This is a genomic window from Nitratireductor lacus, from assembly GCF_056431025.1.
Genome location: NZ_JBWKMB010000008.1, coordinates 160,062 through 185,137, shown reverse-complemented (window position 1 = coordinate 185,137; position 25,076 = coordinate 160,062). Strand labels below are relative to the sequence as shown.

Annotated in this window: 23 protein-coding genes; 12 read left to right on the top strand and 11 right to left on the bottom strand. The window is 62.9% G+C overall.

The window, feature by feature from the left end; translation table 11 throughout:
• Positions 1 to 164: 164 nt before the first annotated feature.
• From purB to AC07E3_RS09060, 5 genes are all read right to left on the bottom strand, one after another.
• On the bottom strand, positions 165 to 1,472 hold the full coding sequence (gene purB / locus AC07E3_RS09080; protein ID WP_336067532.1) for an adenylosuccinate lyase: 1,308 nt from the start codon (positions 1,470 to 1,472) through the stop codon (positions 165 to 167).
• 61 nt (positions 1,473 to 1,533) lie between these two features.
• The gene (locus tag AC07E3_RS09075; protein ID WP_478361324.1) at positions 1,534 to 2,031 is read right to left on the bottom strand and encodes a hypothetical protein; all 498 of its coding nucleotides are present in this window, start codon (positions 2,029 to 2,031) and stop codon (positions 1,534 to 1,536) included.
• Between the two features lie 38 nt (positions 2,032 to 2,069).
• Complete coding sequence (locus AC07E3_RS09070) at positions 2,070 to 2,795, bottom strand: DUF2259 domain-containing protein (RefSeq protein WP_478361322.1); 726 nt, start codon at positions 2,793 to 2,795, stop codon at positions 2,070 to 2,072.
• A 31-nt stretch (positions 2,796 to 2,826) separates the two neighbouring features.
• Entirely contained in the window at positions 2,827 to 3,840 is a 1,014-nt protein-coding gene (locus AC07E3_RS09065) for a P1 family peptidase (protein ID WP_478361320.1), read from the bottom strand.
• Complete coding sequence (locus AC07E3_RS09060; RefSeq protein WP_478361318.1) at positions 3,840 to 4,898, bottom strand: branched-chain amino acid ABC transporter substrate-binding protein; 1,059 nt, start codon at positions 4,896 to 4,898, stop codon at positions 3,840 to 3,842. The genes AC07E3_RS09065 and AC07E3_RS09060 overlap by 1 nt, the downstream gene beginning before the upstream one ends.
• A gap of 254 nt (positions 4,899 to 5,152) precedes the next feature.
• On the opposite strand from AC07E3_RS09060, the gene AC07E3_RS09055 reads away from it, so the two are divergent.
• Genes AC07E3_RS09055 through AC07E3_RS09025 form a run of 7 tightly spaced genes read left to right on the top strand, consistent with a single transcriptional unit; the run spans position 5,153 to position 11,380 of the window.
• Positions 5,153 to 5,647: a flavin reductase gene (locus AC07E3_RS09055; protein WP_065817768.1), complete on the top strand. Its 495-nt coding sequence runs from the start codon at positions 5,153 to 5,155 to the stop codon at positions 5,645 to 5,647.
• A gap of 29 nt (positions 5,648 to 5,676) precedes the next feature.
• On the top strand, positions 5,677 to 6,594 hold the full coding sequence (locus AC07E3_RS09050) for an AAA family ATPase (protein WP_407673642.1): 918 nt from the start codon (positions 5,677 to 5,679) through the stop codon (positions 6,592 to 6,594).
• Positions 6,595 to 7,857, top strand: a complete 1,263-nt coding sequence (locus tag AC07E3_RS09045; RefSeq protein ID WP_478361315.1) for a vWA domain-containing protein — start codon at positions 6,595 to 6,597, stop codon at positions 7,855 to 7,857.
• Positions 7,850 to 8,188 (top strand): XdhC family protein, encoded by a 339-nt coding sequence (locus AC07E3_RS09040; protein WP_336065142.1) that lies wholly within the window; start codon positions 7,850 to 7,852, stop codon positions 8,186 to 8,188. Before AC07E3_RS09045 ends, AC07E3_RS09040 begins: the two co-directional genes overlap by 8 nt.
• Positions 8,188 to 8,892, top strand: a complete 705-nt coding sequence (locus tag AC07E3_RS09035; RefSeq protein WP_336065140.1) for an XdhC family protein — start codon at positions 8,188 to 8,190, stop codon at positions 8,890 to 8,892. The genes AC07E3_RS09040 and AC07E3_RS09035 overlap by 1 nt, the downstream gene beginning before the upstream one ends.
• The gene (locus tag AC07E3_RS09030) at positions 8,889 to 10,499 is read left to right on the top strand and encodes an NTP transferase domain-containing protein (protein WP_478361313.1); all 1,611 of its coding nucleotides are present in this window, start codon (positions 8,889 to 8,891) and stop codon (positions 10,497 to 10,499) included. Before AC07E3_RS09035 ends, AC07E3_RS09030 begins: the two co-directional genes overlap by 4 nt.
• Positions 10,496 to 11,380, top strand: coding sequence for an alpha/beta hydrolase (locus AC07E3_RS09025; protein WP_478361311.1), 885 nt, complete (start codon positions 10,496 to 10,498; stop codon positions 11,378 to 11,380). The genes AC07E3_RS09030 and AC07E3_RS09025 overlap by 4 nt, the downstream gene beginning before the upstream one ends.
• A gap of 7 nt (positions 11,381 to 11,387) precedes the next feature.
• On the opposite strand, the gene AC07E3_RS09020 is transcribed toward AC07E3_RS09025, so the two are convergent.
• Positions 11,388 to 12,419 (bottom strand): DUF1176 domain-containing protein, encoded by a 1,032-nt coding sequence (locus AC07E3_RS09020; protein WP_478361309.1) that lies wholly within the window; start codon positions 12,417 to 12,419, stop codon positions 11,388 to 11,390.
• A 235-nt stretch (positions 12,420 to 12,654) separates the two neighbouring features.
• Here AC07E3_RS09020 and AC07E3_RS09015 point away from each other — a divergent pair, with 235 nt between their 5' ends.
• Positions 12,655 to 13,131 (top strand): hypothetical protein, encoded by a 477-nt coding sequence (locus AC07E3_RS09015; RefSeq protein ID WP_478361307.1) that lies wholly within the window; start codon positions 12,655 to 12,657, stop codon positions 13,129 to 13,131.
• On the opposite strand, the gene AC07E3_RS09010 is transcribed toward AC07E3_RS09015, so the two are convergent.
• The 3 genes from AC07E3_RS09010 to AC07E3_RS09000 all read right to left on the bottom strand — a co-directional run bounded on the left by AC07E3_RS09010 (position 13,097) and on the right by AC07E3_RS09000 (position 16,617).
• Positions 13,097 to 14,506, bottom strand: coding sequence for an MATE family efflux transporter (locus tag AC07E3_RS09010; protein WP_336065130.1), 1,410 nt, complete (start codon positions 14,504 to 14,506; stop codon positions 13,097 to 13,099). The two genes, AC07E3_RS09015 and AC07E3_RS09010, sit on opposite strands and share 35 nt — an antisense overlap.
• A gap of 136 nt (positions 14,507 to 14,642) precedes the next feature.
• Complete coding sequence (gene bmt / locus AC07E3_RS09005; protein ID WP_336065127.1) at positions 14,643 to 15,671, bottom strand: betaine--homocysteine S-methyltransferase; 1,029 nt, start codon at positions 15,669 to 15,671, stop codon at positions 14,643 to 14,645.
• Positions 15,672 to 15,765: 94 nt separating this feature from the next.
• The gene (locus AC07E3_RS09000) at positions 15,766 to 16,617 is read right to left on the bottom strand and encodes a helix-turn-helix domain-containing protein (protein WP_336065125.1); all 852 of its coding nucleotides are present in this window, start codon (positions 16,615 to 16,617) and stop codon (positions 15,766 to 15,768) included.
• Between the two features lie 192 nt (positions 16,618 to 16,809).
• Here AC07E3_RS09000 and AC07E3_RS08995 point away from each other — a divergent pair, with 192 nt between their 5' ends.
• The 3 genes from AC07E3_RS08995 (at position 16,810) to AC07E3_RS08985 (ending at position 18,919) form a co-directional block, all read left to right on the top strand.
• Positions 16,810 to 17,811, top strand: coding sequence for a fatty acid desaturase (locus AC07E3_RS08995; RefSeq protein WP_478361334.1), 1,002 nt, complete (start codon positions 16,810 to 16,812; stop codon positions 17,809 to 17,811).
• Between the two features lie 40 nt (positions 17,812 to 17,851).
• Positions 17,852 to 18,580, top strand: coding sequence for a phosphate/phosphite/phosphonate ABC transporter substrate-binding protein (locus AC07E3_RS08990; RefSeq protein WP_336065120.1), 729 nt, complete (start codon positions 17,852 to 17,854; stop codon positions 18,578 to 18,580).
• 96 nt (positions 18,581 to 18,676) lie between these two features.
• Positions 18,677 to 18,919, top strand: coding sequence for an acyl carrier protein (locus AC07E3_RS08985; protein WP_336065118.1), 243 nt, complete (start codon positions 18,677 to 18,679; stop codon positions 18,917 to 18,919).
• 81 nt (positions 18,920 to 19,000) lie between these two features.
• Here the strand turns inward: AC07E3_RS08985 and AC07E3_RS08980 are convergent, their stop codons facing one another.
• Positions 19,001 to 21,565, bottom strand: a complete 2,565-nt coding sequence (locus AC07E3_RS08980) for a GcvT family protein (RefSeq protein WP_478361303.1) — start codon at positions 21,563 to 21,565, stop codon at positions 19,001 to 19,003.
• Between the two features lie 28 nt (positions 21,566 to 21,593).
• A complete protein-coding gene (locus AC07E3_RS08975) occupies positions 21,594 to 23,162 on the bottom strand; it encodes a trimethylamine methyltransferase family protein (protein WP_478361301.1) in 1,569 nt (522 codons plus the stop codon).
• A gap of 435 nt (positions 23,163 to 23,597) precedes the next feature.
• On the opposite strand from AC07E3_RS08975, the gene AC07E3_RS08970 reads away from it, so the two are divergent.
• Positions 23,598 to 24,980 (top strand): aspartate aminotransferase family protein, encoded by a 1,383-nt coding sequence (locus AC07E3_RS08970; RefSeq protein ID WP_478361299.1) that lies wholly within the window; start codon positions 23,598 to 23,600, stop codon positions 24,978 to 24,980.
• Positions 24,981 to 25,076 lie beyond the last annotated feature (96 nt).

Below are 25,076 nucleotides of genomic sequence, written 5' to 3'. Positions count from 1 at the left end.
GCCCCTCATCCCCCTGCCGGGACCTTCTCCCCGCCCGCGGGGAGAAGGAAGCCGTCATCCGCCTGGAGCGTTTCCAGCTTTCCTGGAATTGCTCCAGCCAGACAAAGAAAAACGCCGGCGCATCGGGTGATGCGCCGGCGTTTTCACGTTTCAGGGCGTCAAGATCAGCTTTCGCCGAAAACGCGCGCGAAGATCGTGTCCACATGCTTGGTGTGGTAACCGAGATCGAATTTTTCGCGAATCTCGTCTTCCGAAAGTGCGGCGCGCACATCCTTGTCGCCCAGAAGTTCCTCAAGGAAGTCTGCACCTTCTTCCCAGACCTTCATGGCATTGCGCTGCACCAGCCGATAGGCGTCTTCGCGCGACACGCCTGCCTGGGTGAGCGCCAGAAGCACACGCTGCGAATGGACGAGGCCACGGAACTTGTTGAGATTCTTGTCCATCGTCTCGGGATAGACCACCAGCTTTTCCATCATGCCGGTGAGGCGCATGAGCGCGAAATCGAGCGTGACGGTCGCATCCGGGCCGATCATGCGCTCGACGGAGGAGTGCGAGATGTCGCGCTCGTGCCAGAGCGCGACGTTTTCCATGGCAGGCATGGCATAGGCGCGCACCATGCGGGCAAGGCCGGTCAGGTTTTCCGACAGGACCGGGTTGCGCTTGTGCGGCATGGCCGACGAGCCTTTCTGGCCCGGCGAGAAATACTCTTCGGCTTCCAGAACCTCGGTGCGCTGCAGGTGACGCACCTCGACCGAGAGCCGCTCGATGGAGGAGGCGATCACGGCGAGTGTGGCGAAATACATGGCGTGGCGGTCGCGCGGGATGACCTGGGTGGAGACGGGCTCCGGCTTGAGGCCCATCTTCTTGGCCACATGCGCCTCGACGCTCGGATCGATGTTGGCGAAGGTGCCGACAGCGCCCGAAATGGCGCAGGTGGCGATCTCTTCACGCGCATTGACGAGGCGCTGGCGGCAGCGCTCGAACTCGGCATAGGCCTGGGCGAGCTTGACGCCGAACGTGGTCGGCTCGGCGTGGATGCCATGGCTGCGGCCGATGGTGACGGTGTCCTTGTGCTCGAAGGCGCGTTTCTTCAAGGCGGCGAGCAGCCTGTCGAGATCGTCGAGCAGGATGTCGGTGGCACGCACGAGCTGGACGCTGAGGCACGTGTCGAGCACGTCGGAAGAGGTCATGCCTTGATGCACGAAGCGGGCCTCGGGGCCGACAATTTCCGCCAGATGCGTCAGGAAGGCGATGACGTCGTGCTTCGTCTCGCGCTCGATCTCGTCGATGCGGTCGATGTCGAACGTGGCGCTGCCGGCCTTGTCCCAGATGGTTTTGGCTGCCTCTTTCGGCACGATGCCGAGCTCGGCCATCGCGTCTGCGGCATGCGCCTCGATTTCAAACCAGATGCGGAACTTGGTTTCTGGCGACCAGATTGCAGCCATTTCCGGCCGCGAATAGCGCGGGATCATGCGTGCCTTGCCTTCCATGAAAGTGGGGTTGGCGCCTGACTAGCAGAGCTGGGCGTTTTCCTCAACGCGGCCTGGCGGCATAGATGCAGGAGAGGGCGAAAAGTGCGGCCAATCCCCAGGGAAAATAGAAACGGAGCCCGATCACGGCGAACTGATAGACCGCTCCGGCTGTGGTGAAGATGAAATGGATCACCCATGAAGGCGAGAGGAGCGCGCCATGCCACTGGGCGTAGTAGGCGCGGTATTGCAGCGCATAGAGGGCGGCCGTGACGCAGATCGTGGCAAGCGCAAAGCACAGAAACGCGGCGGCGAAACGGGTTTCGGGTCGGGCATTGCGCGCGACGAGCGTCTGCAGCGTGTGGCCGATGGGAAAGGCGAGGGCTGCGCCAAGCGCAAAGATGGACGTCAGGGCAACCATGTGCGGCATCGACTGCCAGCCGCGCATCCAGAGGAAGACAAGCGCGTTGAAGCCTATTGCCGCGCCCCAGAGAAACGCGCCTTTCAACGCCAGCGCAGGTGGCGGCAGCGCCTGCCGGAGGGTGGCAAGACGCTGTCTCATGGAAACCCGATGCTTTTGCCGCCCCCGGACATCAGCCGCTAGAGCCGGCCGGTAACGGCAATGAAGCGGTGGTCGGGGCCCTCAAAGCCCACTTTGCGAACCGCGATCATGACCGCAAAGACCGGTGCGCCGCCTTCGGGATGGAAGGTCTGGATGCCGCTGATGCCGTAGCCGAGAGGGCAGCCGCGGCTCTGCGGGATCGTGCTGTCCTCATGCACCAGCGCGGTTTCGGTCCCTGGTTCCGTGGCAATGCGTGTCAGGCGGAAGCCGGCCGGTTCGCCGAAACCGTAGCATTCGGCGCCATCGGGCATGGGAAGCTCCGTCAGGCGGAATTCGAGAGAACTGTCGATGGCGGGAAAGACCGGGCGCGGATTGACGGCCATGCGGAAGGGATCGGCCGATTGTTCCGTGACGGCGTTCCAGCCGGCGGTAAAGCCGCGATTGTCGGCGAGCACCGTGTCGGAGATGACGGACTGGGCCTGCGTTTTTGCCTGGTCGCGTGCATCGGAAACGCTGGCCCCATCCTGCTCGACGGTCACACGGATCGGCGTGCCGGGCAGGAAACTGTCATTGGCGGTGTCGATATAGTAGCGATTGGCGTAAGCGAAGCCGGATCCGTCCTGCACGCCGTACTCCTCAAACGCGAACGTTGCTCCGTCGGCTGAAAAGCCAAGGATCTCGACGGAGGCGGTGTCGCCTGCATGAGCCGTGGCGGAGGCGGCAAGAAACGCTGCGGTGCAGACGATTGCGGGAAGGTGTTTCATGCTGAAATTCCTTTCGGCCTGAATTCTGGTCTTAATGCCCTACGACAGACTGTTTCGCCCAAGTGGGAAATAGATCACGTTCGGCCGGTGTCGCGGCAAAAACACCTCTGGCAATGGCCCGCGCCATGGTTGCGGCCGCGGCCGCATTGAGGTCGATCACGCCTTCCAGATCGAGCACGGCTTCGCTGCGGCCCGTCGAGAGCGCGAAGACAAGATCGCCGTCGACAGGCGTGTGGGCCGGCCAGATGGCGCGCGCGAACCCGTCATGGGCGGCGATGGCGAGGCGTTTTGCGGCGGCTTTGTCGAGCCTTGCATCGGTCGCGATCACGGCGATGGTGGTGTTGCCGCGCGCGGCGGTGCGCATTTTGGTGGTGACGCTCGAAGCATCCGACGGAAGCGGGTGCGGCAGGCCAAGGCCGCCGAACTCGTCGCCGATCTCGAAGGGGGCGGCCCAGAAATGCGGTGTGTTGCCGATGGTGACGGAACCCACGGCGTTGACGGCAACCAGTGCACCGACGGTGATGCCGTTTTCAAGAACCGTTGAGGCCGAGCCGAGCCCGCCCTTGAGCGTGGCCGTGGTGGCGCCTGTGCCGGCACCAGCCGTGCCGATCTCGAAATCCTGCGATGCGGCCATGGCGGCGGAAAAGCCGAAATCCCGATAGGGGGAAAAGCGACCCCAGTCCTTGTCGCCGCCATTGGGCAGGTCGAACAGGATGGCGCCGGGCACGATGGGCACGCGAAAACCCAGGATCTCAAACCCCCGGCCCATCTCGCGCAGCGCCGCCTGCACGCCGGCCGCCGCATCGATGCCGAAGGCCGAGCCGCCGGACAGCGTGATCGCGTCCACGCCGTCAACCAGATTGTGCGGCTCGAGCGCATCGGTCTCGCGGGTGCCCGGCGCTCCGCCGAGAACCTGGACACCGGCGGTCGCCGGCGTTTCGCACAGCACCGCGGTGACGCCTGACTTCACGCTTCCGTCGGTGTGGTTGCCGACGGTGAGACCCGCGACGTCGGTGATCAGGTTGCGGGAACCGGTCCGCCACATCACTCAACCTCCTGAAATGTCTGCCCGTCGAAGCGGAACAGGCGATAGAGGGGCTGTTCGAGGTCGCCCTTCTCATCGAAGGAATAAGGGCCGAGCGCTGTCTGGAACGTGCCGGATTCGAGTGCTGCGGTCACCGGGCCTGACCCGGTGCGGAGCGCGGCAATGGCCAACTCGGTCGCCGCGAAGGCGGGCAGGACGTAGCCGTCGGGAACGATTCCAGCCTCCTCGAGCGCTTTCCCGGCGGAATCCGTTGCAATATCGGCCCAGCGCGGCAGGCCGACCATCAGCGTGCCTTCCGCAAGCGGGATCGCGCTTTCCTCTGCACGCAGCGCTTCGCCGCCGGCGATGACGAGATCATAGTCCATGCCGCCCGCATCGCGTGACAGAATGGCAATGTCGCTGCGGTCTCCACCGACGAACACATGCGTGGCGCCGGAACGCTTCAGCCGACCGGCCAGACCGATCTGATTGTCGAGCTGCGGGCGGAACGTATCCACGAAAACCGGTTTCAGTTCCTGCAATTCGGCCGTAGCTCGCAGATTTTCCGCCAGCTCGCGTCCGTAGATCGTACCGTCGTCCACAATGGCAAAGAAGTTTTCCCGCCAGCGGGGAAGCAGGATGTCGGCAACGGCATCGCGTTCGGCATCGGCGCGCGGGGCGGTGCGGAAGACGGGCCAGCCCGTGCGCTCCCGCTGGTCGGTAAGGGTTGTGGTGCGCACACCGGGCGTGATCACAGGAATGCCGGCTTCGGCAAAAAGCGGCAGGGCTGCTTCGATGGCGTCCGTGCACAAAAAGCCCACCACGACCGGTACGTTCTGCTCGATGAGCGCGCGGGCGGCTGCTTCACCGCCCTCGGTGCTGCACTGTGTGTCTGCTTCGACAATCTGCGCGCCACCCGCTTGAGCAGCCAGACGCGCACCATCGCGCATCTGCTGGCCGAGCAGGGCGAAACTGTCGGTCAGCGGAGCGGCGAGGCCGACAACAGGAGCCTGCGCATGGGCCGCAGGGGGGCTGAAGGCCGCAAGGCTGCTCAAAATGAAAAAGGCGAAGCAACGCATAGCTGGAGATCAATCACCCGTTTGACGGTTGCGCAGTAACACGAGAATCAGCCCGACCGCATCCGAACTTAACCGTAAAGATGCGGAACTGGTAAATAACCGTGTCATATGGCACTTCGGGTAATGTGAACCTGTTTTGAAGGGCTCTGGCTGGCGCAGCCCTTTTTCCGTTTTTGGACTGTCGGTCCCTGATGCTCCTTGGTAAGCCTGCCCACCCAACCTATATCGCACACAAGAGTTGAAAAGAGTTGACCGTGCTGAAGACCAACGAGATCGAACCGCGCCACTACCGCGATGCCATGGCCCGTTTTGCCGGTGCCGTTCATGTCGTCACCACGGATGGACCGGCGGGCAAACGCGGTGTGACGGCCATTGCGGCCTGTTCGGTTTCGGACAACCCACCCACGGTGCTTGTGTGTCTCAACCGCGAAAACCCGAGCAATGACTGCTTTGTGGAGAACGGCGTTTTTGCGCTCAACACGCTGGCAGCGGACCACCAGGACCTTTCCAACGCGTTTTCAGGGCTGACCGGGCTTTCGCCCGAGGAACGCTTCGCGCAGGCGCGATGGGAGACGATCGCCACAGGCGCACCGACGCTGTCGGACGCGCTGGCGGTTTTTGACTGCCACGTGGTGCAGACGGTGGAACTGGGCACGCACCGGGTTTATTTCGGCCGTGTTGCCGGTCTCAGCATCGGCGACAAATCCAGCCCGCTCCTCTACCATGAGCGGGGCTACCGGGTATTGTAGCCGCAAGTCCTTTCGGGAAAACTGGGGGAATGATGGCCCAACCGAGCACACGCGGCCTGCCGCAATCCATCGATGAAACGCTGGCGCTTCTGACCGACGGTGGCTATGTGGCCGACCGCGCGCTTGCGACCGTGCTGTTCCTGAGCCTGACGATGCAGCGCCCCCTGTTTCTGGAAGGCGAGGCGGGTGTCGGCAAGACCGAGATCGCCAAGGTTCTGGCCGACCGGCTCGGGCGAAAACTCATTCGGCTGCAATGTTATGAAGGGCTCGATGTCTCTTCTGCCGTGTATGAGTGGAACTATGCCGCGCAGATGATCGAGATCCGCATGGCCGAGGCGGCGGGCGTTCATGACCGCGCGGAAATGGAAAGCGGTGTTTTCTCCGAAAAGTATCTTATCCGCCGCCCGGTGCTGGAAGCGCTGGAACGCAGCGTGGACGGGCCGCCGATCTTTCTGATCGACGAGTTGGACCGGGCTGACGAAGCCTTCGAGGCCTATCTTCTGGAAGTGCTTTCCGACTATCAGGTGAGCGTGCCGGAGCTTGGCACGATCAGGGCTGCAGAACCACCCATTGTCGTGATCACCACCAACCGAACACGCGAAATACACGATGCGCTGAAACGGCGCTGCCTATACCACTGGGTCGATTACCCGGACGCGCAGCGCGAGCTCGATATTCTTGCCCGCAAGGTGCCGAATGCCAACGCGACGCTGGCCAGACAGGTGGTCGTGTTCGTCCAGAAACTGCGTGAGCTCGATCTCTTCAAGGCACCCGGCGTTGCCGAAACGATCGACTGGGCAACGGCGCTGACCGCGCTCGGCAAGGAATCGCTCGATGCCGAGACCGTGTCCGACACGATGGGCGTTCTCCTGAAATACCAGGACGACATTGCGCGTATGGAAGAGGGCGAGGGCGTGCGTGTTCTGGAAGAGGTGAGGGTCGGCTGAATGGCCGCCGCCCCGGCATCGCAGAAAACGGCTTCGGTTGAGCCGGAGGGCGCGCGGCTGGCAAACCGCATTGTCGGCTTTGCCCGCATGCTGCGTCGCGCCGGCCTCAGGATCGGGCCGGCAGCGGTGATGGATGCGGTGCGGGCGGTGCTCTCGGTCGGCATCGAGAAGCGCGAGGATTTTTACTGGACCCTGCATTCGACAATGATCTCGCGGCGTGAGGATCATGCCGTATTCGATGCCGTGTTCCGCCTTTACTGGGCACGCCGGGAGGCGCGTGATGAGAGCGGCGAGGACGGGGATGACGAGGAGGCGGAGGTGCTGCGCGAGAAGAAGCGTGCGGGAGACCGGCGCGCTGAAGACGCGCTCGATGAAGAGCGGCGCGCGATTATCAGGAAGCGTCCGGAATTCGAACTCGATGCCAGGCTCTCCTTCACTGCGATGGAAGTGCTGCGCGGCAAGGACTTTGCACAGATGTCGGCTGCGGAACTGGCCGAGGCGCGTCTTGCGATGCGCGACCTCACCCTGCCTTTCGACCGTGTGGCGACGCGGCGTTTCCGGCCGGACCCGCACGGCGCGCGCATTGACCCCCACGCCATGCTGCGGACGAGCCTGCGCACGGGCGGCGACCTGATCCTGCCGAAATTCCGCTCGCCGCGCGAGATTGCGCCGCCGCTGGTGGCGCTGGTCGATATTTCGGGCTCGATGAGCCAGTATTCGCGTGTTTTCCTGCATTTTTTGCATGCGCTGACGGAAAAGCGCCGGCGCGTTCACAGTTTCACCTTCGGCACGCGGCTGACCAACATCACGCGGGCGCTCAGCAGGCGCGATCCGGACGAGGCCATGGACGAGGCGTCGGAAACCGTGCGCGACTGGTCGGGCGGCACGCGGATCGGTACGGCACTTGGCGATTTCAACCGGCTTTGGTCACGCCGGGTTCTGGGGCAGGGCGCCATCGTGCTCCTGATCACGGACGGGCTGGAGCGCGACCATATCGAGGTTTTGTCACGCGAGATGGAACGGCTTTCGAAATCCTGCCGGCGGCTGATCTGGCTGAACCCGCTGCTGGGTTTCGACGGGTTCGAACCGCGCGCACGCGGCATGCAGGCCATGCTGCCCCATGTGGATGAACTGCGGCCGGTTCACTCGCTCGATGCGCTTGGCGATCTCGTCGCCGCGCTGACGGCACCGGCGAGCGGCGGGGACTTGGCACGGCACTTCCGGCGTGCCCATATGAGGAGCGGGAGAAATGCCAATGTCTGAACGCATGCAGAACAATGACCCGCGCGATCCGCTGATGATCGCGGAGGAATGGATGAAGGCCGGCCGTGATGTGGCGATAGCCACTGTGGTGGAAACCTGGGGCTCTGCGCCGCGGCCCGTGGGAAGCCATCTGGTGATCGACACGGACGGCAATTTCGAAGGCTCGGTTTCGGGTGGCTGTGTCGAGGGCGCGGTGGTGGCGGAGGCCGCAGACGTGCTCGCGGAGGGCAAGCCGCGCATGCTGGAATTCGGTGTTGCCGACGAGACTGCCTGGGAGGTGGGGCTCTCCTGCGGCGGGCGCATCAGGGTTTATGTGGAGAGGCTCGGCTAGTGGACCCGCATTCGCTGAAGAAGCTGAACGCGCTGCGGCGCGAGCGCCAGGCTGCGATCCTGTTGACGGATCTGGGCGACGGACGCGACCGGGTGATTGGCGAAGGCGACACGGTGGCGGGAGCCTTGGGAGACGCGGTGGCGCGCGCTTTCCGATCCGGCAAATCCGGCGTCGCGGAGATCGACGGGCGCGATTTTTTCCTCAATGTGCATCTGCCCGCGCCGCGTCTCGTGGTGATCGGCGCGGTGCATATCAGCCAGGCACTGGCGCCGATGGCGAGAATCGCCGGTTTCGACCTGACGATCATCGACCCGCGCACGGCCTTCGCCTCGCCGGAGCGCTTTCCCGACGTCGCGCTTCATGCCGAATGGCCCGACGAAGCGCTGGCGCGCCAGCCACTCGATGCGTATACGGCGCTGGCCGCACTCACCCATGATCCGAAGATCGACGATCCGGCCCTCAGGGCTGCCTTCGAAGCGGAATGTTTTTACATCGGTGCGCTGGGAAGCCGGAAGACCCATGCCAGACGTGTCGAGCGGCTGATTGATGCCGGTGTTTCGGGAGAGGCGCTGGAGCGGATCGATGCGCCTATCGGGCTCGATATCGGCGCAGCGACGCCGGCAGAGATCGCCGTGGCGGTGCTTGGCGCGGTGATCCGGGCGCTGCGGACGCGCGGGCTGCAGGGCGGGAGTGTCCCGGCGTGAAGTTCGGGCCGCTTTCCATAGACGAGGCCGAGGGCGCGGTGCTGGCGCATGCGACGATGGCCGGCAGAACGCGGCTGCGCAAGGCGCACCGGCTGACGGCGGAAGACATCCGCCTCCTGCGGGCGGAAGGGGTTTTAACCGTGATCGCGGCGCAGCTCGAGGTCGGTGATCTGGATGAGGATCAGGCGGCGGAGCGGCTGGCAGAACGGCTTGCTGTGGATGGGGTCGCCGTGCGCGCCCCCTCCACGGGGCGGGTGAACCTCTATGCCGAAAAGGCCGGTCTTTTCGTTGTCGACAGGGCTTCGGTCGACCGGCTGAACGCTGTCGACCCGGCAATCACGCTCGCCACGCTGCCAGACTATAGCACGGTGTCCGAAGGCCAGATGGTCGCAACGGTGAAGATCATCCCCTTCGCGGTCTCGGCCCGGCGGGTGGACGAGGCGATGGAAGCCATCCGTGGGGACGTGTTTCGCATTGCGCCGTTCCGGGCTCTTTCGGTCGGCGTGGTGCAGACGGCGCTTCCGAGCCTGAAAGACAGTGTGCTCGACAAGACGGCGCGCATTACCGGCGAGCGGCTGGCGCGTTCGGGCAGCCGCGTGACGCGCGAATTGCGACCGGCGCATGAGGAAGAGGCCGTGGCGCGCGCCATCGCGGCGCTGAAGGAGGAGAGCGACCTGCTGCTTCTCTTCGGCGCATCGGCCATATGCGACGCAGACGATGTGATCCCTGCGGCGATCCGCAGGGCGGGCGGCACGGTGGAGCGGGTCGGCATGCCGGTGGACCCGGGCAACCTACTGGTGCTGGGCACGATCGACGGCAGGCCGGTGATCGGCGCGCCCGGATGCGCGCGCAGCCCGAAAACGAACGGCTTCGACTGGGTGCTCGACCGGGTGATGGCGGGGCTAGGCGTATCCTCGGCAGACATTGCCGGCATGGGGGTGGGCGGGCTTCTGGCCGAAATCCCGACGCGGCCGCAGCCGCGCGAGGGAAAAGCCGACATGCGCGATCCGTCCGCCGTTTGGGGTGTGCTGCTGGCAGCGGGCCAGTCGCGGCGCATGGGTCGGCACAACAAGCTTCTCGCCTCGTTCGACGGCGTGCCGCTGGTGCGCCGAACGGGGGATGCGCTTGCGCGGAGCAACGTTTCGGGCGCCGTTGCGGTGCTGGGGCATGAGGCGCAGGCGGTGGAGGCCGCGCTGGAGGGGATCGCGGTCAAATGCGTGCGCAATGCGGATTACGCGGGCGGGCTCTCCACCTCGCTCAGGACAGGGATTGCGGCATTGCCGGACGAGGCCGCCGGCGCACTCATCATGTTGGCCGACATGCCGGAGATCGGAAGCGGCGACCTTGACCGGCTCGTCGACGCCTTCGTGAAGGCGGGCGGCAATGCCGTGGTGCGGGCCACACACAATGGCAAGCGCGGCAATCCGGTGATCCTGCCGCGTGCGCTTTTTGCCGAGGTCGAAAAGCTGACCGGCGACACGGGCGCGCGCCATGTGGTGGAACAGGGGCTGGTCTCGGTGATCGATGTGGAAACGGGCGCTGGCGCGCATCTCGACGTGGACACGCCGGAGGCGCTTGAAAAAGCAGGTGGCGTGTTGAATCGATGAGTTTTCTTTCCTTTTCAAGGTTCTGTTTTATCTGTCTTTTTGCCGTTTTTTGGAATGCAGGGGCACAGGGCTTCGAGCTTGCCGCACACAAGGATCGGCTCTTCGCCTATCCGGCGGTTCTTTCGTCGAGCGATGGCGGGGCTTACCGCATCGTCGATTACCAGGAAATGCGCGACATCAATGGCCGCGATGCAGTGCCGGAGCGGCGCGTGGACGGGCGCTATGTCTCCACGGGCGTGCGGGGCGCCCAACAGGAACTGGCGCTCCAGACAGAGGCCGGGACCGTGCGCTATTTCGCGGTCGGCAAGAGCAGGGGCGCCAGCGCCATCGTGCTCTACCTGCATGGACAGGGCGGCAACCGGCGGCAGGGCGTGAACGATTTTACCTTCGGCGGCAATTTCAACCGCATCAAGAACCTGATGGTGAAGAGCGGCGGGCTCTATCTCTCTCCGGATGTCGCGGATTTCGAGGCGCGGGGCACCCGGCAGATCGCGGCGCTGATTTCCCATTACGCGGCTTCCTCACCCGGCGCGCGTGTTTTCGTCGCCTGCGGCTCGATGGGCGGTGCGCTTTGCTGGCGGCTGGCGCAGGACGGCCCGACCGTCAGACAACTGGGTGGGCTCCTGCTGCTGGGGTCCATGTGGAACGAGGCGTTTCTGCAAAGCCCGGCCTTTGCGGCGCGCGTGCCCGTCTTTTTCGGTCATGGCAGCGCCGACCGGGTGTTTCCCGTCGGGAAACAGGAGGCCTTCTTCAGGAAAATCCGTTCAGCATCAGGGGATTATCCCGCACGCTTCGTGCGGTTTGAGACAGGCACGCACGGAACGCCGATCCGCATGACAGACTGGCGCGAGACGCTTAACTGGATGCTCGCCAAGCGGTGACGGGGCTTCAGGGCCCCGTGTGATAGTCGAGAACCGTGATCGAATCCTTCTCGCCATCATAGGACGCATCGACATCGTAGCGCACGAGCGTAAAAGTTCCTTCGCGGAAAATCCACGTGCCGGCGGAGAAGGCATCGCCCACGCCTCGCCACTTGTTGTAGCTGGTGAGCGTCAATGTGTCGGCATCGTAGGTGGAGTTCACCAGCGTGCCGTCCGCCGTGTAGCCGACGATGCGGATGTCCTCGACCTTGCCGTCGCTGTCGCCGTTTTCGTACTGCACACTCGTCTCGGGCATGGCGAATTGCAGGGGCGTGAGCCCGCCCTCCTCATTGGCAAGGATATAGGCGTGGTTCTCGTTATAGGCACCGCTTCCGCAATAGAAGCGGAAGAGGCGGGCCTCGTGTTTCGGCGTATCGAGGCTTTCATGCGAATAGTTGAACGGGATCGTGTAGCTCTGCACCTGGTCGCTGGCGTCCCTTTCCGGCGCCTGCGGACAGTCGCGCCCGTATATGGACGAGAAGAGCGCCTTCGCATCGGCCAGAACCGTATCGGTTTCATCGGGCGTGCCGTCGCCGCAACTGGCGGGCAGAACATCGCGCAGTTCCCCGGTTGCAGGCTTCATCTCCGCCTTTTCGATGTGCAGCGGCGCATACGGCGTTCCCTGAATCTGCGGGTTTGACAGGCGCAGCGTGTAGCAGCCGGCGAAAACCCGCTCGCCGCCATCGCTGGCTCTCGCGCGGATGGCGACGGGAAGCGAATAGACGATGCTACCGGCAGCGCCTTCGGAGGAGGCGGTTCCCGTTACGAGGGCGACATGATCTGTGTCCGCATAGCCTTCCTGATAGGCATCGAGATTGGCCGCCGGCGGCGTTGCGAAATAGTCGTAGGCACGGGCGTATTCCTTGCGATTGACCGCATTGTACAGCGATTGCAACAGGGTCTCGGGCGACGACCGGTCATCCAGATAGGGCTCGTCCTGGGCGAGTGCCGGCGCTTGCAGAATGGCAAGGACTGCGGCGATTGTGAAAGCGGATTTCATCAGGGCCTCCTCGGCTTGAAACCGCGTGCAGGGTAACGCGGGTAACATCGATTCGCACATATAGTAGCGTTTCAAGAGAGCCCAGATTGTGATCGCAAGTGCGGACACAAGCGTGCAATTCACCATTGCTTCAAATAGAGTGAAGCAAAGAGGAAGTTTCTTAACCGCACAGGGCTAAGGCTGCGCCTGTTGTTTTTTGAATGAATGGAGCTCCCGCGCCGGCGGGAGAGGCGATATGGCCATCGGGAGGCGCCGCGATTTCGCGGCATTGCTTGATGAACTGATCAGTGAGGACATTGAGCATGCGGGCGGTGCGTCTGCGAGCCTCAACTCCCTCGACTATCTCTCCGTAGCCGAGGAACTCCATTCGGGCCGCATCAACTTCACCGACCGGCGCGCCCGGGTGGAATATGGCGAGCACCAGACGCCGGAGCCGGTTGAGCCGGAGGTCACTGCTGCCGAACCGCCTCCGGCGCCGCCGCTGACGACGGACCCGGACGAGATTGCCCGTGAACTGGGACTGGGCGAAACGATCGAGCCGAGATCGCTCGACCGGCTGCGCCGCGACTTTGCCTTTCGCAATCACCCCGACCGGGTGCCGGCCCATCTGCGGGCCAACGCCATGATGCGCATGCAGGTGGCGAACATGCTGATCGACGAAGCCAAACGCGGCAGGTTCAGGCCACGCGGCTCTGGTGAAGCCAGGGCATGAGGCGCTCGCGTCTCAGCCAGCGCACGTAAAGCAGCACCGACACGATGGCGAGGCCGCTGACCAGGCCGATCCAGATGCCGGGTCCATCCATGCCGAGGGCAAAGGCGAGAACCACGCTCGATGTCATGCCAAGGCCCCAATAGCCGAACAGCGAATAGATCATCGGCACTTTCGTGTCGTGCAGGCCGCGCAGCATTCCGGCAGCGACCGCCTGCGCGCCGTCGAAAATCTGGAACAGGCCGGCAAAAGCCAGGAAGGTGACGGCGAGGCCGATGACCTCGGCGTTTTCCGGCAGCTCGAGATCGATGAAGGCGCCGATGAGCGGCCGGGGTATGGTGACCATCAGCAGGGCCATCAGCGCCATGAAGCCGACGCCCATGACGAAGGCCGTCCAGCCGGCGCGCGCGATGCCATCCAGATTCTGCGCGCCGAAGGCACGGCCCACCCGCACCGTGGCAGCCTGGCTGAGGCCCATGGGCACCATGAAGCTGATGGACGCGATCTGTATTGCAATGGCGTGCGCCGCGAGTGCGGGCGCGCTGATGAGCCCCATGAGGAGGGCTGCGGCATTGAAGATCGTGACCTCGAAGGTCATCGAACCTGCAATCGGAAGACCAAGCCGGATCAGCTCGAAGAAGCGGGGCCAGTCGGAGCGCCAGAAGCGGCCAAAGAGCTGGTAGCGGCGAAACTGGCGCTCCACCGAGACGACGAGCACGAGGCCGAAAAACATCAGAATGCTGGAAAGCGTCGTGGCGATGCCGGAGCCGGGCACGCCGAGTGCTGGAAAGCCGAGATTGCCGAACATCAGGCACCAGTTGGCCAGCACGTTGAATGCCACCATGATGAACATGATGGTCAGCGCCCAGCCCGGACGCTCCAGCGCGGAAATGAAGGAGCGCAGGACGATGTACCCGAAAAAGGGCAGGGCGGCCCATTGCAGCGTGCGCACATAGCTGCCGGCGATGCCAGCAAGCGCCGGTTCCTGCCCCATCCATAAGAGAATACGCTCGGATTGCCAGAGCAGAAGCCAGATGGGGATGGAGACAGCAATGGCAAGCCACAGGCCCTGCCGCACGGTGCGGCGCACGTCGCGCACGGAGTGAAGCTTGCGGCCAAGCGCGCTCGCCATCATGGGCGAGGTAGCAAGCAGGAGGCCGAGCCCAAAAATGAGCGGCGCGAAATAGAGATTGTAACCCAGGGTTCCGGCCGCAAGGGAATCCGGACCCAGCCGTCCCATCATCATGACGTCGGTCGTGGTCATGGCGATCTGGGCCAGATTCGTGAGCACCATCGGCCAGGCGAGCGCCAGCATTGCGCGCGCTTCAGCGGTCCACGGATTGGCCGGCGCACGGGCGCCGGGAGCAATGGCCGTCATGTCGTCTACCTCTTGCGGCGGGCGGAAATCTCGACGCCTGCCGGAATCATGCGCGGAAGGAGGATGCCTTCGGCGAAAAAATGCTTTTAATGCACCGAGCCTGACAGGCAAGTCGGTTTCGTTTGGTCCAGTCCCGTCAACCGCGGGCGCGCCGGGAGCGTCGCGTCCCGGTGCCTGCTCCGCTTTCGGAAGCCGACTTGTTGCGCAGCGGGCCGACGCGGGCGACGATGTCTGCGATGCCGGGACGGTTTTCGGGTTCCCTGTGGCCATCGAGCGCTGCGCGCATGGCCGCCAGGTGTTCGAACGAAGTGCCGCAGCACCCGCCGATGATCCGCGCACCGCCATCGACCGCGAGCCGGACATATTCGCTCATCAGCTCCGGCGTTCCGGAATAGTGAACCTCCGTGCCGCGAAACTCCGGAATGCCGCAATTGCCCTTCACCACAACCGTGGCATCGGGCCGCGCTTCGGTCATGTCGAGAAGAGCGGCGAGAATATCCGGCGCGCCGACGCCGCAATTGGCGCCAACGGCGACCGGAGACTGGCCGAGATCGTCAACGACGGTGTGAATGTCTTTGGGCGCAAGGCCCATCATGGTGCGGCCGGCCGTATCGAACGAGCCTGTGTAGGTGTAGGGCAGGCCAACGCGGATCGCCGCCTCGGCCGCTGCGCGGATTTCATCCGGTGCGGACATGGTTTCGATCCACGCGACTTCCGCACCGCCTGCCTTCAGCCCCTCCATCTGTTCGGCAAAGGCTTCGACCGCTTCCTCGTAGGTGAGGGCGCCGAGCGGCACCAAAAGCTCGCCGGTGGGGCCGACGGAGCCGGCGACGATGACGCGCCGCCCGGCCTTGCCGGCAACGCGGCAGGCGATCTCCGCCGCCTTCCTGTTGAGCTCGAAGACGCGATCCTGTGCGTTGTGCAGCTTGAGCCTGTGACGCGTGCCGCCAAAGGAATTGGTGAGGATGATGTCGGCGCCGGCATCGACGAACCCCTGATGCAGGGCCTCGATCTTTTCAGGCGCATCCTCGTTCCAGAGTTCGGGCGCTTCACCCGATTCCAGTCCCATGGCAAAGAGATTCGTGCCCGTCGCGCCATCGGCGAGAAGGATGCCCTTTTCTGCAATGAGTGCATCGATTGGATTGTCGGGTGCCGGCTGTTGCATCGGGGAACCTTCCATTGGGTCGAGACTGACGGGCGAGCCTGCGTTCTTTGAGTGAAGATATAAAGAAATCTTTATATCCGTCAATCCAGAGAATTTACCCGAGCCTGAGGCTCCTGACGAATTCGGCTGCCTCATGGGCGTTGACCTCGGCATCGCGGATGAGCCCGTCGAAATGGCGGGTCAGGCGCTGCAGGGAGCCGGTGGAACTGAGCACCAGATACATGCCGCCCATGTAGAGCGCCGCACGATAGGGGCCGAAGATCGTATAGGGGGCGGAATAGCGCCTGCGTCCGTCGAACAGGAAAAGGCGGAAGGTGGGATAGAGATCGTCGAGCAGGCGTGCCATGTGGATGATCTGTTCGGCCCGCACCTGCTCGGACAGGGTGCGCCACATGCCTTCGCCCTTGGCGAAGAGTTCCAGAGTCTGGCGCGGCATGCAGACCTCCATGTCTGTTTCTGGTCTGCGGTTGTAGTCGACGCGGTATCGGGCCTCGCTGATCTGGGTCGCGCGGCGCTGCGGCATGGCTTCCGATTCATAGAGGATGACGGCTTCCGTGCGCAGCAGGTCGGGAATGCCCGAGGGCACATAGCGGATCTTGGTGCCCACGGCTTCGGCGTGCCATCTGGCGAGCATCGTGTCGTCGAACCCGCCCTGTGCTTCGGCGATTTCGAGACTTTCGCGCAGGTCTCCGGTGATGCCCTCGTCCTGGCTGAGGCCGAGCAGCCAGTCGAGCGATACCTTGTGCTCGGCAGCAATGTTGATGAGCGTTTCGGCGCGCGGAAGGCGTGTGGAGGCGCCGGAGAGGAGCTGCGACAGGGCCGAGCGGTCTATGCCGACGGCTGCGGCAAAGGTCGACTGGTTGAGGCCGGAGCGCTGGAGCAGGGTCTTCAGGCGATCGCGAAACGTGCCGGAAAGATCCCGCTTGTCGATGACTGTCTTTTCCATCTCTCATTCAGTACAGATGATGACTTTAGTAAACAAGTGATATGATTGGTGCGCATTGTCAACGAATTGTGCGCTTTCTCGCATTGCGTGTATCGGCTGCTCCTGACAGAATCATGTCAGGATCAAAACGCGCTGCTTTGGCTGCCGATCAGGGCTTGGGTGCAGTGCAGAACCGGAACAATGATGGATATGATGACCAGACGCGGGGGCAGACGTCCTGCGGTGGTGGAATGGCCGACGCTTGCCCTGATCATCCTCTGCTACGGGGGGTGGGCGGTTGCGGGCTTCCTGTTGTGGCCACACTGGCCGCTGGCAGGCCTGCTGCTCCTGTCGCTGATGATCGCGCTGCAGAGCTCGCTGATGCATGAGTGCCTGCACGGGCATCCCACACGCTCATCCGCCCTCAACGAAGCGCTGGTTTTCCTGCCCGTCGGGCTTGTCTATCCTTATCGCCGCTTCAAGGCGCTGCATCTGCGCCATCATGCGGACGAGCGGCTGACGGATCCGTTTGAGGATCCGGAGAGTTACTACAAGGCGCTCTGGCAATATGAGGAACTGCCTGGCTGGGCGCGCCGCGTTCTTGAAGTCAACAACACGATGATCGGACGTTTCCTTCTGGGGCCGCTGATCATGAATATCGGGTTCTTCGCTGCCGAGGCCACGCTGATCAGGCGGAATGCGCGCGGCGTGCGCCGGGCGTGGCTCGTGCACGGGGCGGGGCTGGCGCTCGTTCTGCCGGTCATCGCTTATGGATTCGACATGCCGCTGTGGCTTTACATCCTCGTGCCGGCCTGGCTCGGACAGTCGCTGATCTCGGTGCGCACTTTTGCAGAGCACCAATGGTCCGAGCGGCCGGACGGGCGGACGATCATCGTGGAGCGGTCGCCGCTGGCACTGCTGTTTCTGAACAACAATCTGCACCTGGTTCATCACAAAGTGCCAGCCGCGCCCTGGTATCGCCTGCCGGCACTCTATCGGGAACGGCGGGCGGAGTGGCTCGCCATGAATGATGGCTACAGTTATGGGAGTTACTGGGCGCTTCTGAAGGAATTCGCATTCCGGCCCAAGGAGCCGGTGCCGCACCCGGCCCTGCGGCGCGCGCCTGAAGCGCCCAGCGGCTTTCGCCCGCGCGCTCATGGCCGGACGGTTGGCGGGCGGGGAAGGCCCGTGCCGGCCAGGCCAGCGAAGGAGTAGGGCGCTTGCGTTTGGCACGCCAGGCACCCGATAAGAACGCATGAGCGAATGGATTGCCGCCCTTCCCATGTATGACTGGCCTGAATGCCGGCAGGACACTGACGCCCAGTGGCAGGGGTGGCGCGACGCCCTGCGCAGGCGCGGTGTCGATGCGCCCCAAGCACTGACACGCACCGGCGATCTGCAGGCGCTGTGGCGACACCCGAACCTGCTGCTGGCGCAGACCTGCTGGGGCCCGATGGAAGCGGGGCTCGCCGGGCATGTGCGTGTGGTCGGGCAGCCGGATTATTCGGCCTATGAAGGGGGTGAGGGGGCGTATTATTCGAGCGCCATCCTTATGCGGAAGGACGTGGCCGGGCAAGAAATGGCCGAACCAGACATGGCCGCACCCGAAGACGGGCGGGCGCGTCTTTCGCCCGATCTCATGCGGGGCAAACGCCTTGCCTATAATGAGGCGCTCTCGCGCTCCGGCTTCCTCGCCCTGATTCATGATCTGAAGGAGGTGGGGGAAGCCGCTGATCTGTTTGCAGGAAAACTGGAAACGGGCGGGCATCGCGCTTCGCTTGAAGCTGTGCGGGACGGGCGGGCGGATGTCTGTGCCGTCGATTGCCGGAGCTGGGCAATGGCGCAGCGCCTCGTGCCCGGTGTTGGCAACCTGCGTGTCGTCGGCTGGACGGCGCGACGCCTGGGGCTTCCCTATATTACGAGCCGGTATGCAAAGGATTCTTTGGTTGAGAGAATTAGGGAATCAGTAATTCTAAATGAGTGACTTTCATTTTAATTAAAGTATTCTTTTCTAAGGGTGGTTTGAAATAATAATATTTAGGTGTGTATTTTGTAATTACGATTTCGAAAGGGTTTTGAGATGGGTAATTATGATAAAATCTATAATGAAATAAAAAGTATGATATACAATGAATTCTCAATTTATGTTGACAGCATAAATGCTGATTCTGTGCTCAATGGAGATATTTTTGACGAAAAATTGGATGTTGTTGAGCTTATCCTAAATGTTGAGAACAAGTACCGGATTGGTATCGATGAGAATATTATCACCGATAAGACGACATTTGGCGATCTGGTCAAGATTGTAGAAGCATCACTCTAACTGTTGGCTGGGAGCGAATTTGCGTTCCCATGTGACATCAGTCAGGAAAATCTCGTCAATGCAGGGTGAGAGCTGCCTTTCTCACGCGCGCATTCTTCTGCCCTCGCAATCAAAAGGAGGGGCGGCAGCAATGCGCGCGGGGCGGCGGCGGCCGAGAATCTCGATTTCGAAAAGACCGGCGCTCTCGTCCTGCGAAAGGGCTGCAGGCACATAGCCCTGCGCCATGGATTTCTCGACCGAATGCGCGTAGCCGCCGGACGTCACCCAGCCGACGACGCGCCATTCGCCATCGACAATACCGTCGCCGGCGGTGGCGATTTCGACACCCTCCGCATCGAAGCGGGGCGCACCATAGCCATGGGGCGGCTCGACGGTGCCGAAATCCTGATCGCCGACCTTCGCCCAGATGGGTTCATCGCCCATCACATCGGCGTCTTCAGCCTCGACGATGAAGGAAACACGGCGCAGGCGCGGCCCCTCCCGCTCTTCACGCTTGGCTGCTTCACGGCCGATAAAATCGCCCTTGTCCAGTTTGACGAAACGCTCCATCGCCCCTTCGAACGGACCATAGATCGGGCGCAGCTCCCGGAACCAGGTCGGAAAATTCTTTTCAAGCCGCATCGAGAGCAGGGCGCGCATGCCGAAATCGACAATGCCGAATTCGGCGCCGGCCTCCTTCAGCGCCGCATAGACGAGGCGCTGATAGGCCGGCGGCATCCAGATTTCGTAGCCGAGATCGCCCGTGTAGGTGAGGCGATTGACCATGCAGGGCGCGCCGGCAACGGCCATTTCGCGAAAATCCATGAAGCGAAAGGCATCTTTCGAAATATCGACGTCGACACATTTTTCAAGCACGGCGCGGGATTTCGGGCCGGCGAGCGAAAGGCCGACAAGGGTCTGGTCGAAGCGGTGGAGATGCACCGTGCCGTCGCGCGGCAGGTGCTTTTCGAACCAGCGCATATGGTAGATCTGCGCGGCTGACGAACCCCAGACCATGAAACGGTCGGCGCCGTCCTTCGGACCACGGTTGGCAATGGTGAAATCGCCGATGAGCCTGCCGAACTCATTGAGCATCGGAGTGAGGACGATGCGGCCGGGCTTCGGCAGGCGGTTGGTCATCAGGTGGTCGAGGAAGGCTCGCGCGCCGGTGCCGGAAATCTCATACTTTGCAAAATTGGCGATCTCGGTGATGCCCACGCTCTCACGCACGGCGCGCACCTCTTGCCCGACAGGCGCAAAATCATTGGACCGATGGAAAGAGACGATGTCTTTTGGCTCGGTGCCTTCCGGCGCAAACCAGAGCGGCGTTTCAAGCCCCCAGGAATCACCCATCACCGCATTGTTGTCGCGCAGCATGATGTCGTAGAGCGGCGTTGTCTGCGCCGGGCGGGCGGCGGGCAGCTCCTCGTTCGGGAAGCGGATGGAGAAGCGGCGGGAATAGTTTTCCCGCACCTTGGCGTTTGTGTAGCGCAGGCTTGCCCATTCGCCGAAACGCGCCACATCCATGCCCCACACATCGAAGCCGGGGTCGCCTTCCACCATCCAGTTGGCGAGCGCGAGCCCGACACCGCCGCCCTGGCTGAACCCGGCCATGACCGCGCAGGCGACCCAGTAATTGGTCAGACCCTGAACCGGGCCGACAAGCGGATTGCCGTCGGGCGCGAAGGTGAAGGGACCGTTGATCACCTGCTTGATGCCGGCATTTTCGAGCGCCGGGAAATGGCGAAACCCGACTTCGAGCGAGGGAGCGATGCGATCGATATCCGGCTCCAGAAGCTCGTGGCCGAAATCCCACGGGGTCTCGCGAGGCGACCATGGCTTTGCGGCTTTCTCATAGGTTCCAAGCAGAATGCCGTTGCGCTCCTGGCGTGTATAGATCTCGCCCTTGAAGTCGATGATGCCGATCATCTCGCGGCCGGTCTCGCGGTTGAAGGCCTCCACTTCCGGCATAGGCTCGGTGAGGAGATACATGTGCTCCATGGCCAGAAGCGGGAGTTCCAGGCCCGCCATGCGGCCCACTTCGCGCGCCCAGAGGCCACCGCAATTGACCACGTGCTCGGCTTCGACCGTGCCTTGCTCGGTGACGACTTTCCACGTTCCATCAATGGCTTGCGTGAGTTCTGTGACTCGGTTCCTGAGCACGATCTCCGCCCCCAGTTTGCGCGCGGCCTTGGCATAGGCGTGGGTGGTGCCGGACGGGTCGAGATGGCCCTCGACCGGGTCCCACATGGCGCCGACGAAATGGCGCTCATCCATCAGGGGGAACATGGATTTGGCTTCAGACGGTGTGATGAGCTCTGTCTCCATGCCGAGATAGCGGCCCTTGGCATGGGCAAGGCGGAGGAAATCCATGCGCTCGGGGCTATCGGCCAGCATGACGCCACCTGTCAGATGAAGCCCGCAGGGCTGGCCGGACAGTTCCTCGATCTCCCGGTAGAGCTGGACGGTGTAGGCCTGGAGTTTCGCAACGTTGGGATCGCCATTGAGTGTGTGGAAGCCGCCCGCCGCATGCCAGGAAGACCCGGAGGTGAGCTCGGAGCGTTCAATGAGCATGACGTCGCTCCAGCCGGCGCGGGCAAGGTGATAGAGCACCGAGCACCCGACCACGCCGCCACCGATGACAACTGCTTTTGCATGCGATTTCATGAGGTTGTACCTGCTACTGGAATCGAAACTAGAAATCCGTCGGAGCGCCGCCTTCGCGGATGCGGCGCTCGACAAACGCGTCGAGTTCGTCCCGGATCGCCTCCTCCATGGGGGGCGGCTCGTACATGGCAAGCCGCTCCTTCCAGAGGCGATTGGCATGGTCGATTGCGGTGGGAGAGCCGGCCTGCGCCCAGGTCTCGTAATTGCGCCAGTCGGAAATGATGGGAGAATAAAACGCCGTCTTGTAGCGGGCCTGCGTGTGCGGGGAACCGAAGAAATGCCCGCCGGGGCCAACCTGGCGGATGGCCTCGACCCCGAGCGCATCCTCCGAGAGATCGAGCGGCTGAAGAAACTCGGCCACCATCTGCAGAAGATCGATGTCGAGCATCATCTTTTCGTAAGAGCAGCACAGCCCGCCTTCGAGCCAGCCCGCAGCATGCTTGACCATGTTTGCGCCGCCCTGAACGACACCCCAGAGCGAGAAGGTGCTTTCATAGGCGGCCTGCGCATCGACCGTGTTGGCGGCGCAGACATTGGAGCTGCGATAGGGAATGCCATAGCGCCGGGCAAGCTGCCCGCCCAAAAGCTGCGCCTTCATGTATTCCGGCGTGCCGAAGGCGGGAGCCCCGGAGCGCATGTCGACATTCGACGTGAAACCGCCATAGCCGACGGGCGCGCCTTTCCTGACCATCTGCGCGAAGGCGATTGCGGCCAGCGCCTCGGCATTCTGTTCCACCACCGCGCCGGCGATGGTGACGGGCGCCATGGCGCCGGCCAGCGTGAACGGCGTGACGATGACCGCCTGTCCGTGACGGCTCATATGGATGATGCCTTCCATCATCGGAACGTCGAGTTTCAGAGGGGAGTTCGTGTTGATGATGGTGAAGCAGGAAACTTCGCTGGCAAACTGCTCGGCGCTGACACCGCGTGCGATCCGTGCAATCTCGAGACCGTCGAGATTGCGTTCCCGCCCCAGCGAATAGATGTGGAAGGCCTTGTCGGTGAGCGTGGCGATGTCACGCAGACATTCCAGGTGCCGGATGGACGGATGGATGTCGATCGGCTCGACCGGGTAGCCGCCCTGGCACTGGATGATGTTGTGCATCTGCGACAGCTTGATGAAGTTTCGAAAATCCTCCTGATTGCCCGGTCGGCGGCCGCGGTCGAGGTCGGAGCAGTTCGGCGCCGACGCCATCTGCGCGAGAATAAGGCTGTTCCCGCCCATATGCAGATTGTGCGCCGGATTGCGCGCATGAACCTCGAATTCCGAAGGGCAATGGGCAACGTATTCGAGGATCAGCGCAGGATCGAAATGGACGCGCTGGGTATCGGCCCGCACATCGGCACCATGGGCTTTCATGATGGCGCGCGCTTCATCGTGAAGCACTTCGACGCCGATCTCGCTCAGCACCCGGAGCGATGCCAGATGAATGGCTTCGAGCTCGTCCTCCGAGACAATGCGGGTGGGCGTAAACGGATTGACGAGGCGGCGAAAGGGAGGCTGCTCGAAGCTGCCTGTATTGCCGCGCTTGGCGGCGCGCCCGCCGCGTCGTGAACGGGTTGGGCCGGAATCAGCGGTTGCGAGGTCCTGCGTCATGGGCATCCTTCGTGACTGCTGCGATGGGGGCATATGATGAGGCCAAGCCAGCCGGCGAAAGGTCGGGCTGGCGACCCGTAGAGCGAGAGATGCGACATTTTCGGGAACCGCCCCCTGTCGAACCGGCTTGAACGGCCTGCGGCAGTATGGCTACCGTGCGTCCATCCGGACGCACAAAAAACGATCTAGACTATTGATGGAGCATCGGAATAAACCGAAAACCGGTTTCCACTTTTCGGTCCGATGCTCTAGATTTGGTGCATGAACCCATGTCCCGGTCCACAGGAGAACGATTTGCCCGCGCCCAAACCGTCACCGCGCACACGGCATACGGAACTCCTGCGGCTATGCGCACGCATCGGATATTCGCCTCCCGGCGTCGTTTGAAACGGCCTCCGATCTTATCGGAACAGTTCAAACGAAGAGAGCAAGCCTATGACATACAGGAATTTTTCCCTGAACCAGCTTCAGGAAATGGACGCTGCGCACCATCTGCATCCGTTCACGGACCACGAGGATCTGCGGGCGGCGGGGTCACGCATCATCAGCCGCGCCAACGGGCCTTTCGTCTATGATACGGAGGGCAGGGAGATACTCGACGGGATGGCCGGGCTGTGGTGCGTGAACGTCGGCTATGGCCGCGACGAACTCGCCGATGTGGCCCATGAGCAGATGAAGGAATTGCCCTATTACAATTCCTTCTTTCGTTGCTCCACGCCGACCCCGGTGCTTCTTTCGCAGAGACTGGCGGAGATCGCGCCCGCAAACATCAACCAGGTTTTCTACGGGTCATCCGGATCGGAAGCCAACGACACCGCGCTTCGGCTGGTGCGGCACTACTGGGCGCTCGAAGGAAAGCCGGAAAAGAACCGCATCATCTCGCGCAACTGGGCCTATCACGGCTCGACCGTTGCGGCGACCTCGCTGGGCGGCATGGGGGCGATGCATGGACAGCTCTATGGCGCCGTGCCGAACATTGACCACGTGATGCCGCCCTACGCATTCGAGCTGCGGGAGGCGGGCGAGAGCGACCATGATTTCGGTCTGCGCGCTGCGAAGGCGGTGGAAGACGCCATTCTCGAGGCCGGGCCGGAGAACGTCGCAGCCTTCATCGGCGAGCCGGTGATGGGGGCAGGCGGCGTCAAGATCCCGCCGGAAAGCTATTGGCCGGAGATAGACCGGATCTGCAAAAAATACGATGTGCTCCTGATGCTGGACGAGGTCATTACCGGTTATGGTCGCACCGGCGCGTGGTTTGCCGCCGAGCGGCTTGGACTGCAGCCCGACACGATCACCACGGCCAAGGCGCTGACGTCGGGCTATCAGCCGCTTTCAGCGCTTCTTGTCGGTGATCGTATCGCTGAAACGCTGGTGGGGAAGGGCGGCGAGTTCTTCCACGGCTACACCTACTCAGGGCATCCGGTGGCATGTGCTGTGGCGCTGAAAAACCTGGAGATCATCGAGCGGGAAGGCCTGGTGGAGCGGGTGCGCACAGATACCGGCCCCTATCTGGCCGAGGCGCTTCAGACACGGCTTGGCGGACACGGCATTGTCGGCGAGGTGCGGTCCTTCGGGCTGATGGCAGCAATCGAGATTGTCGCAGACAAGGAAACGCGCAAGCGCTTTCCCGGTCAAGGGGCGGCGGCATCATGCGTGCGCGACCATGCAATCGCCGGCGGCATGATGATGCGGGCCGTGGGTGACACGATGATCCTGTCGCCGCCGCTGATCTGGACCCGCGAGACCATCGACATGGCGTGCGACCGGATCGAGACGGCGCTCAACAGGGCCGAAGCCGAACTGCGTAATGGGTCCTGACACTAGAGCGGTTCACCGTTTCAGGGAAACGCTACTCCGCTCTATCTGTCTGTTTCTCCGCATTTATGCGGACGTCAGGTGATTCCACCTGACTGC

Coding starts and splice junctions, on each gene's coding strand:
- purB (WP_336067532.1), bottom strand. CDS start 1,472: ATGATCCCGCGCTATTCGCGGCCGGAAATGGCTGCAATCTGGTCGCCA.
- AC07E3_RS09075 (WP_478361324.1), bottom strand. CDS start 2,031: ATGAGACAGCGTCTTGCCACCCTCCGGCAGGCGCTGCCGCCACCTGCG.
- AC07E3_RS09070 (WP_478361322.1), bottom strand. CDS start 2,795: ATGAAACACCTTCCCGCAATCGTCTGCACCGCAGCGTTTCTTGCCGCC.
- AC07E3_RS09065 (WP_478361320.1), bottom strand. CDS start 3,840: ATGTGGCGGACCGGTTCCCGCAACCTGATCACCGACGTCGCGGGTCTC.
- AC07E3_RS09060 (WP_478361318.1), bottom strand. CDS start 4,898: ATGCGTTGCTTCGCCTTTTTCATTTTGAGCAGCCTTGCGGCCTTCAGC.
- AC07E3_RS09050 (WP_407673642.1), top strand. CDS start 5,677: ATGATGGCCCAACCGAGCACACGCGGCCTGCCGCAATCCATCGATGAA.
- AC07E3_RS09045 (WP_478361315.1), top strand. CDS start 6,595: ATGGCCGCCGCCCCGGCATCGCAGAAAACGGCTTCGGTTGAGCCGGAG.
- AC07E3_RS09040 (WP_336065142.1), top strand. CDS start 7,850: ATGTCTGAACGCATGCAGAACAATGACCCGCGCGATCCGCTGATGATC.
- AC07E3_RS09025 (WP_478361311.1), top strand. CDS start 10,496: ATGAGTTTTCTTTCCTTTTCAAGGTTCTGTTTTATCTGTCTTTTTGCC.
- AC07E3_RS09020 (WP_478361309.1), bottom strand. CDS start 12,419: ATGAAATCCGCTTTCACAATCGCCGCAGTCCTTGCCATTCTGCAAGCG.
- AC07E3_RS09015 (WP_478361307.1), top strand. CDS start 12,655: ATGGCCATCGGGAGGCGCCGCGATTTCGCGGCATTGCTTGATGAACTG.
- AC07E3_RS09010 (WP_336065130.1), bottom strand. CDS start 14,506: ATGACGGCCATTGCTCCCGGCGCCCGTGCGCCGGCCAATCCGTGGACC.
- bmt (WP_336065127.1), bottom strand. CDS start 15,671: ATGCAACAGCCGGCACCCGACAATCCAATCGATGCACTCATTGCAGAA.
- AC07E3_RS09000 (WP_336065125.1), bottom strand. CDS start 16,617: ATGGAAAAGACAGTCATCGACAAGCGGGATCTTTCCGGCACGTTTCGC.
- AC07E3_RS08995 (WP_478361334.1), top strand. CDS start 16,810: ATGACCAGACGCGGGGGCAGACGTCCTGCGGTGGTGGAATGGCCGACG.
- AC07E3_RS08990 (WP_336065120.1), top strand. CDS start 17,852: ATGAGCGAATGGATTGCCGCCCTTCCCATGTATGACTGGCCTGAATGC.
- AC07E3_RS08985 (WP_336065118.1), top strand. CDS start 18,677: ATGGGTAATTATGATAAAATCTATAATGAAATAAAAAGTATGATATAC.
- AC07E3_RS08980 (WP_478361303.1), bottom strand. CDS start 21,565: ATGAAATCGCATGCAAAAGCAGTTGTCATCGGTGGCGGCGTGGTCGGG.
- AC07E3_RS08975 (WP_478361301.1), bottom strand. CDS start 23,162: ATGACGCAGGACCTCGCAACCGCTGATTCCGGCCCAACCCGTTCACGA.
- AC07E3_RS08970 (WP_478361299.1), top strand. CDS start 23,598: ATGACATACAGGAATTTTTCCCTGAACCAGCTTCAGGAAATGGACGCT.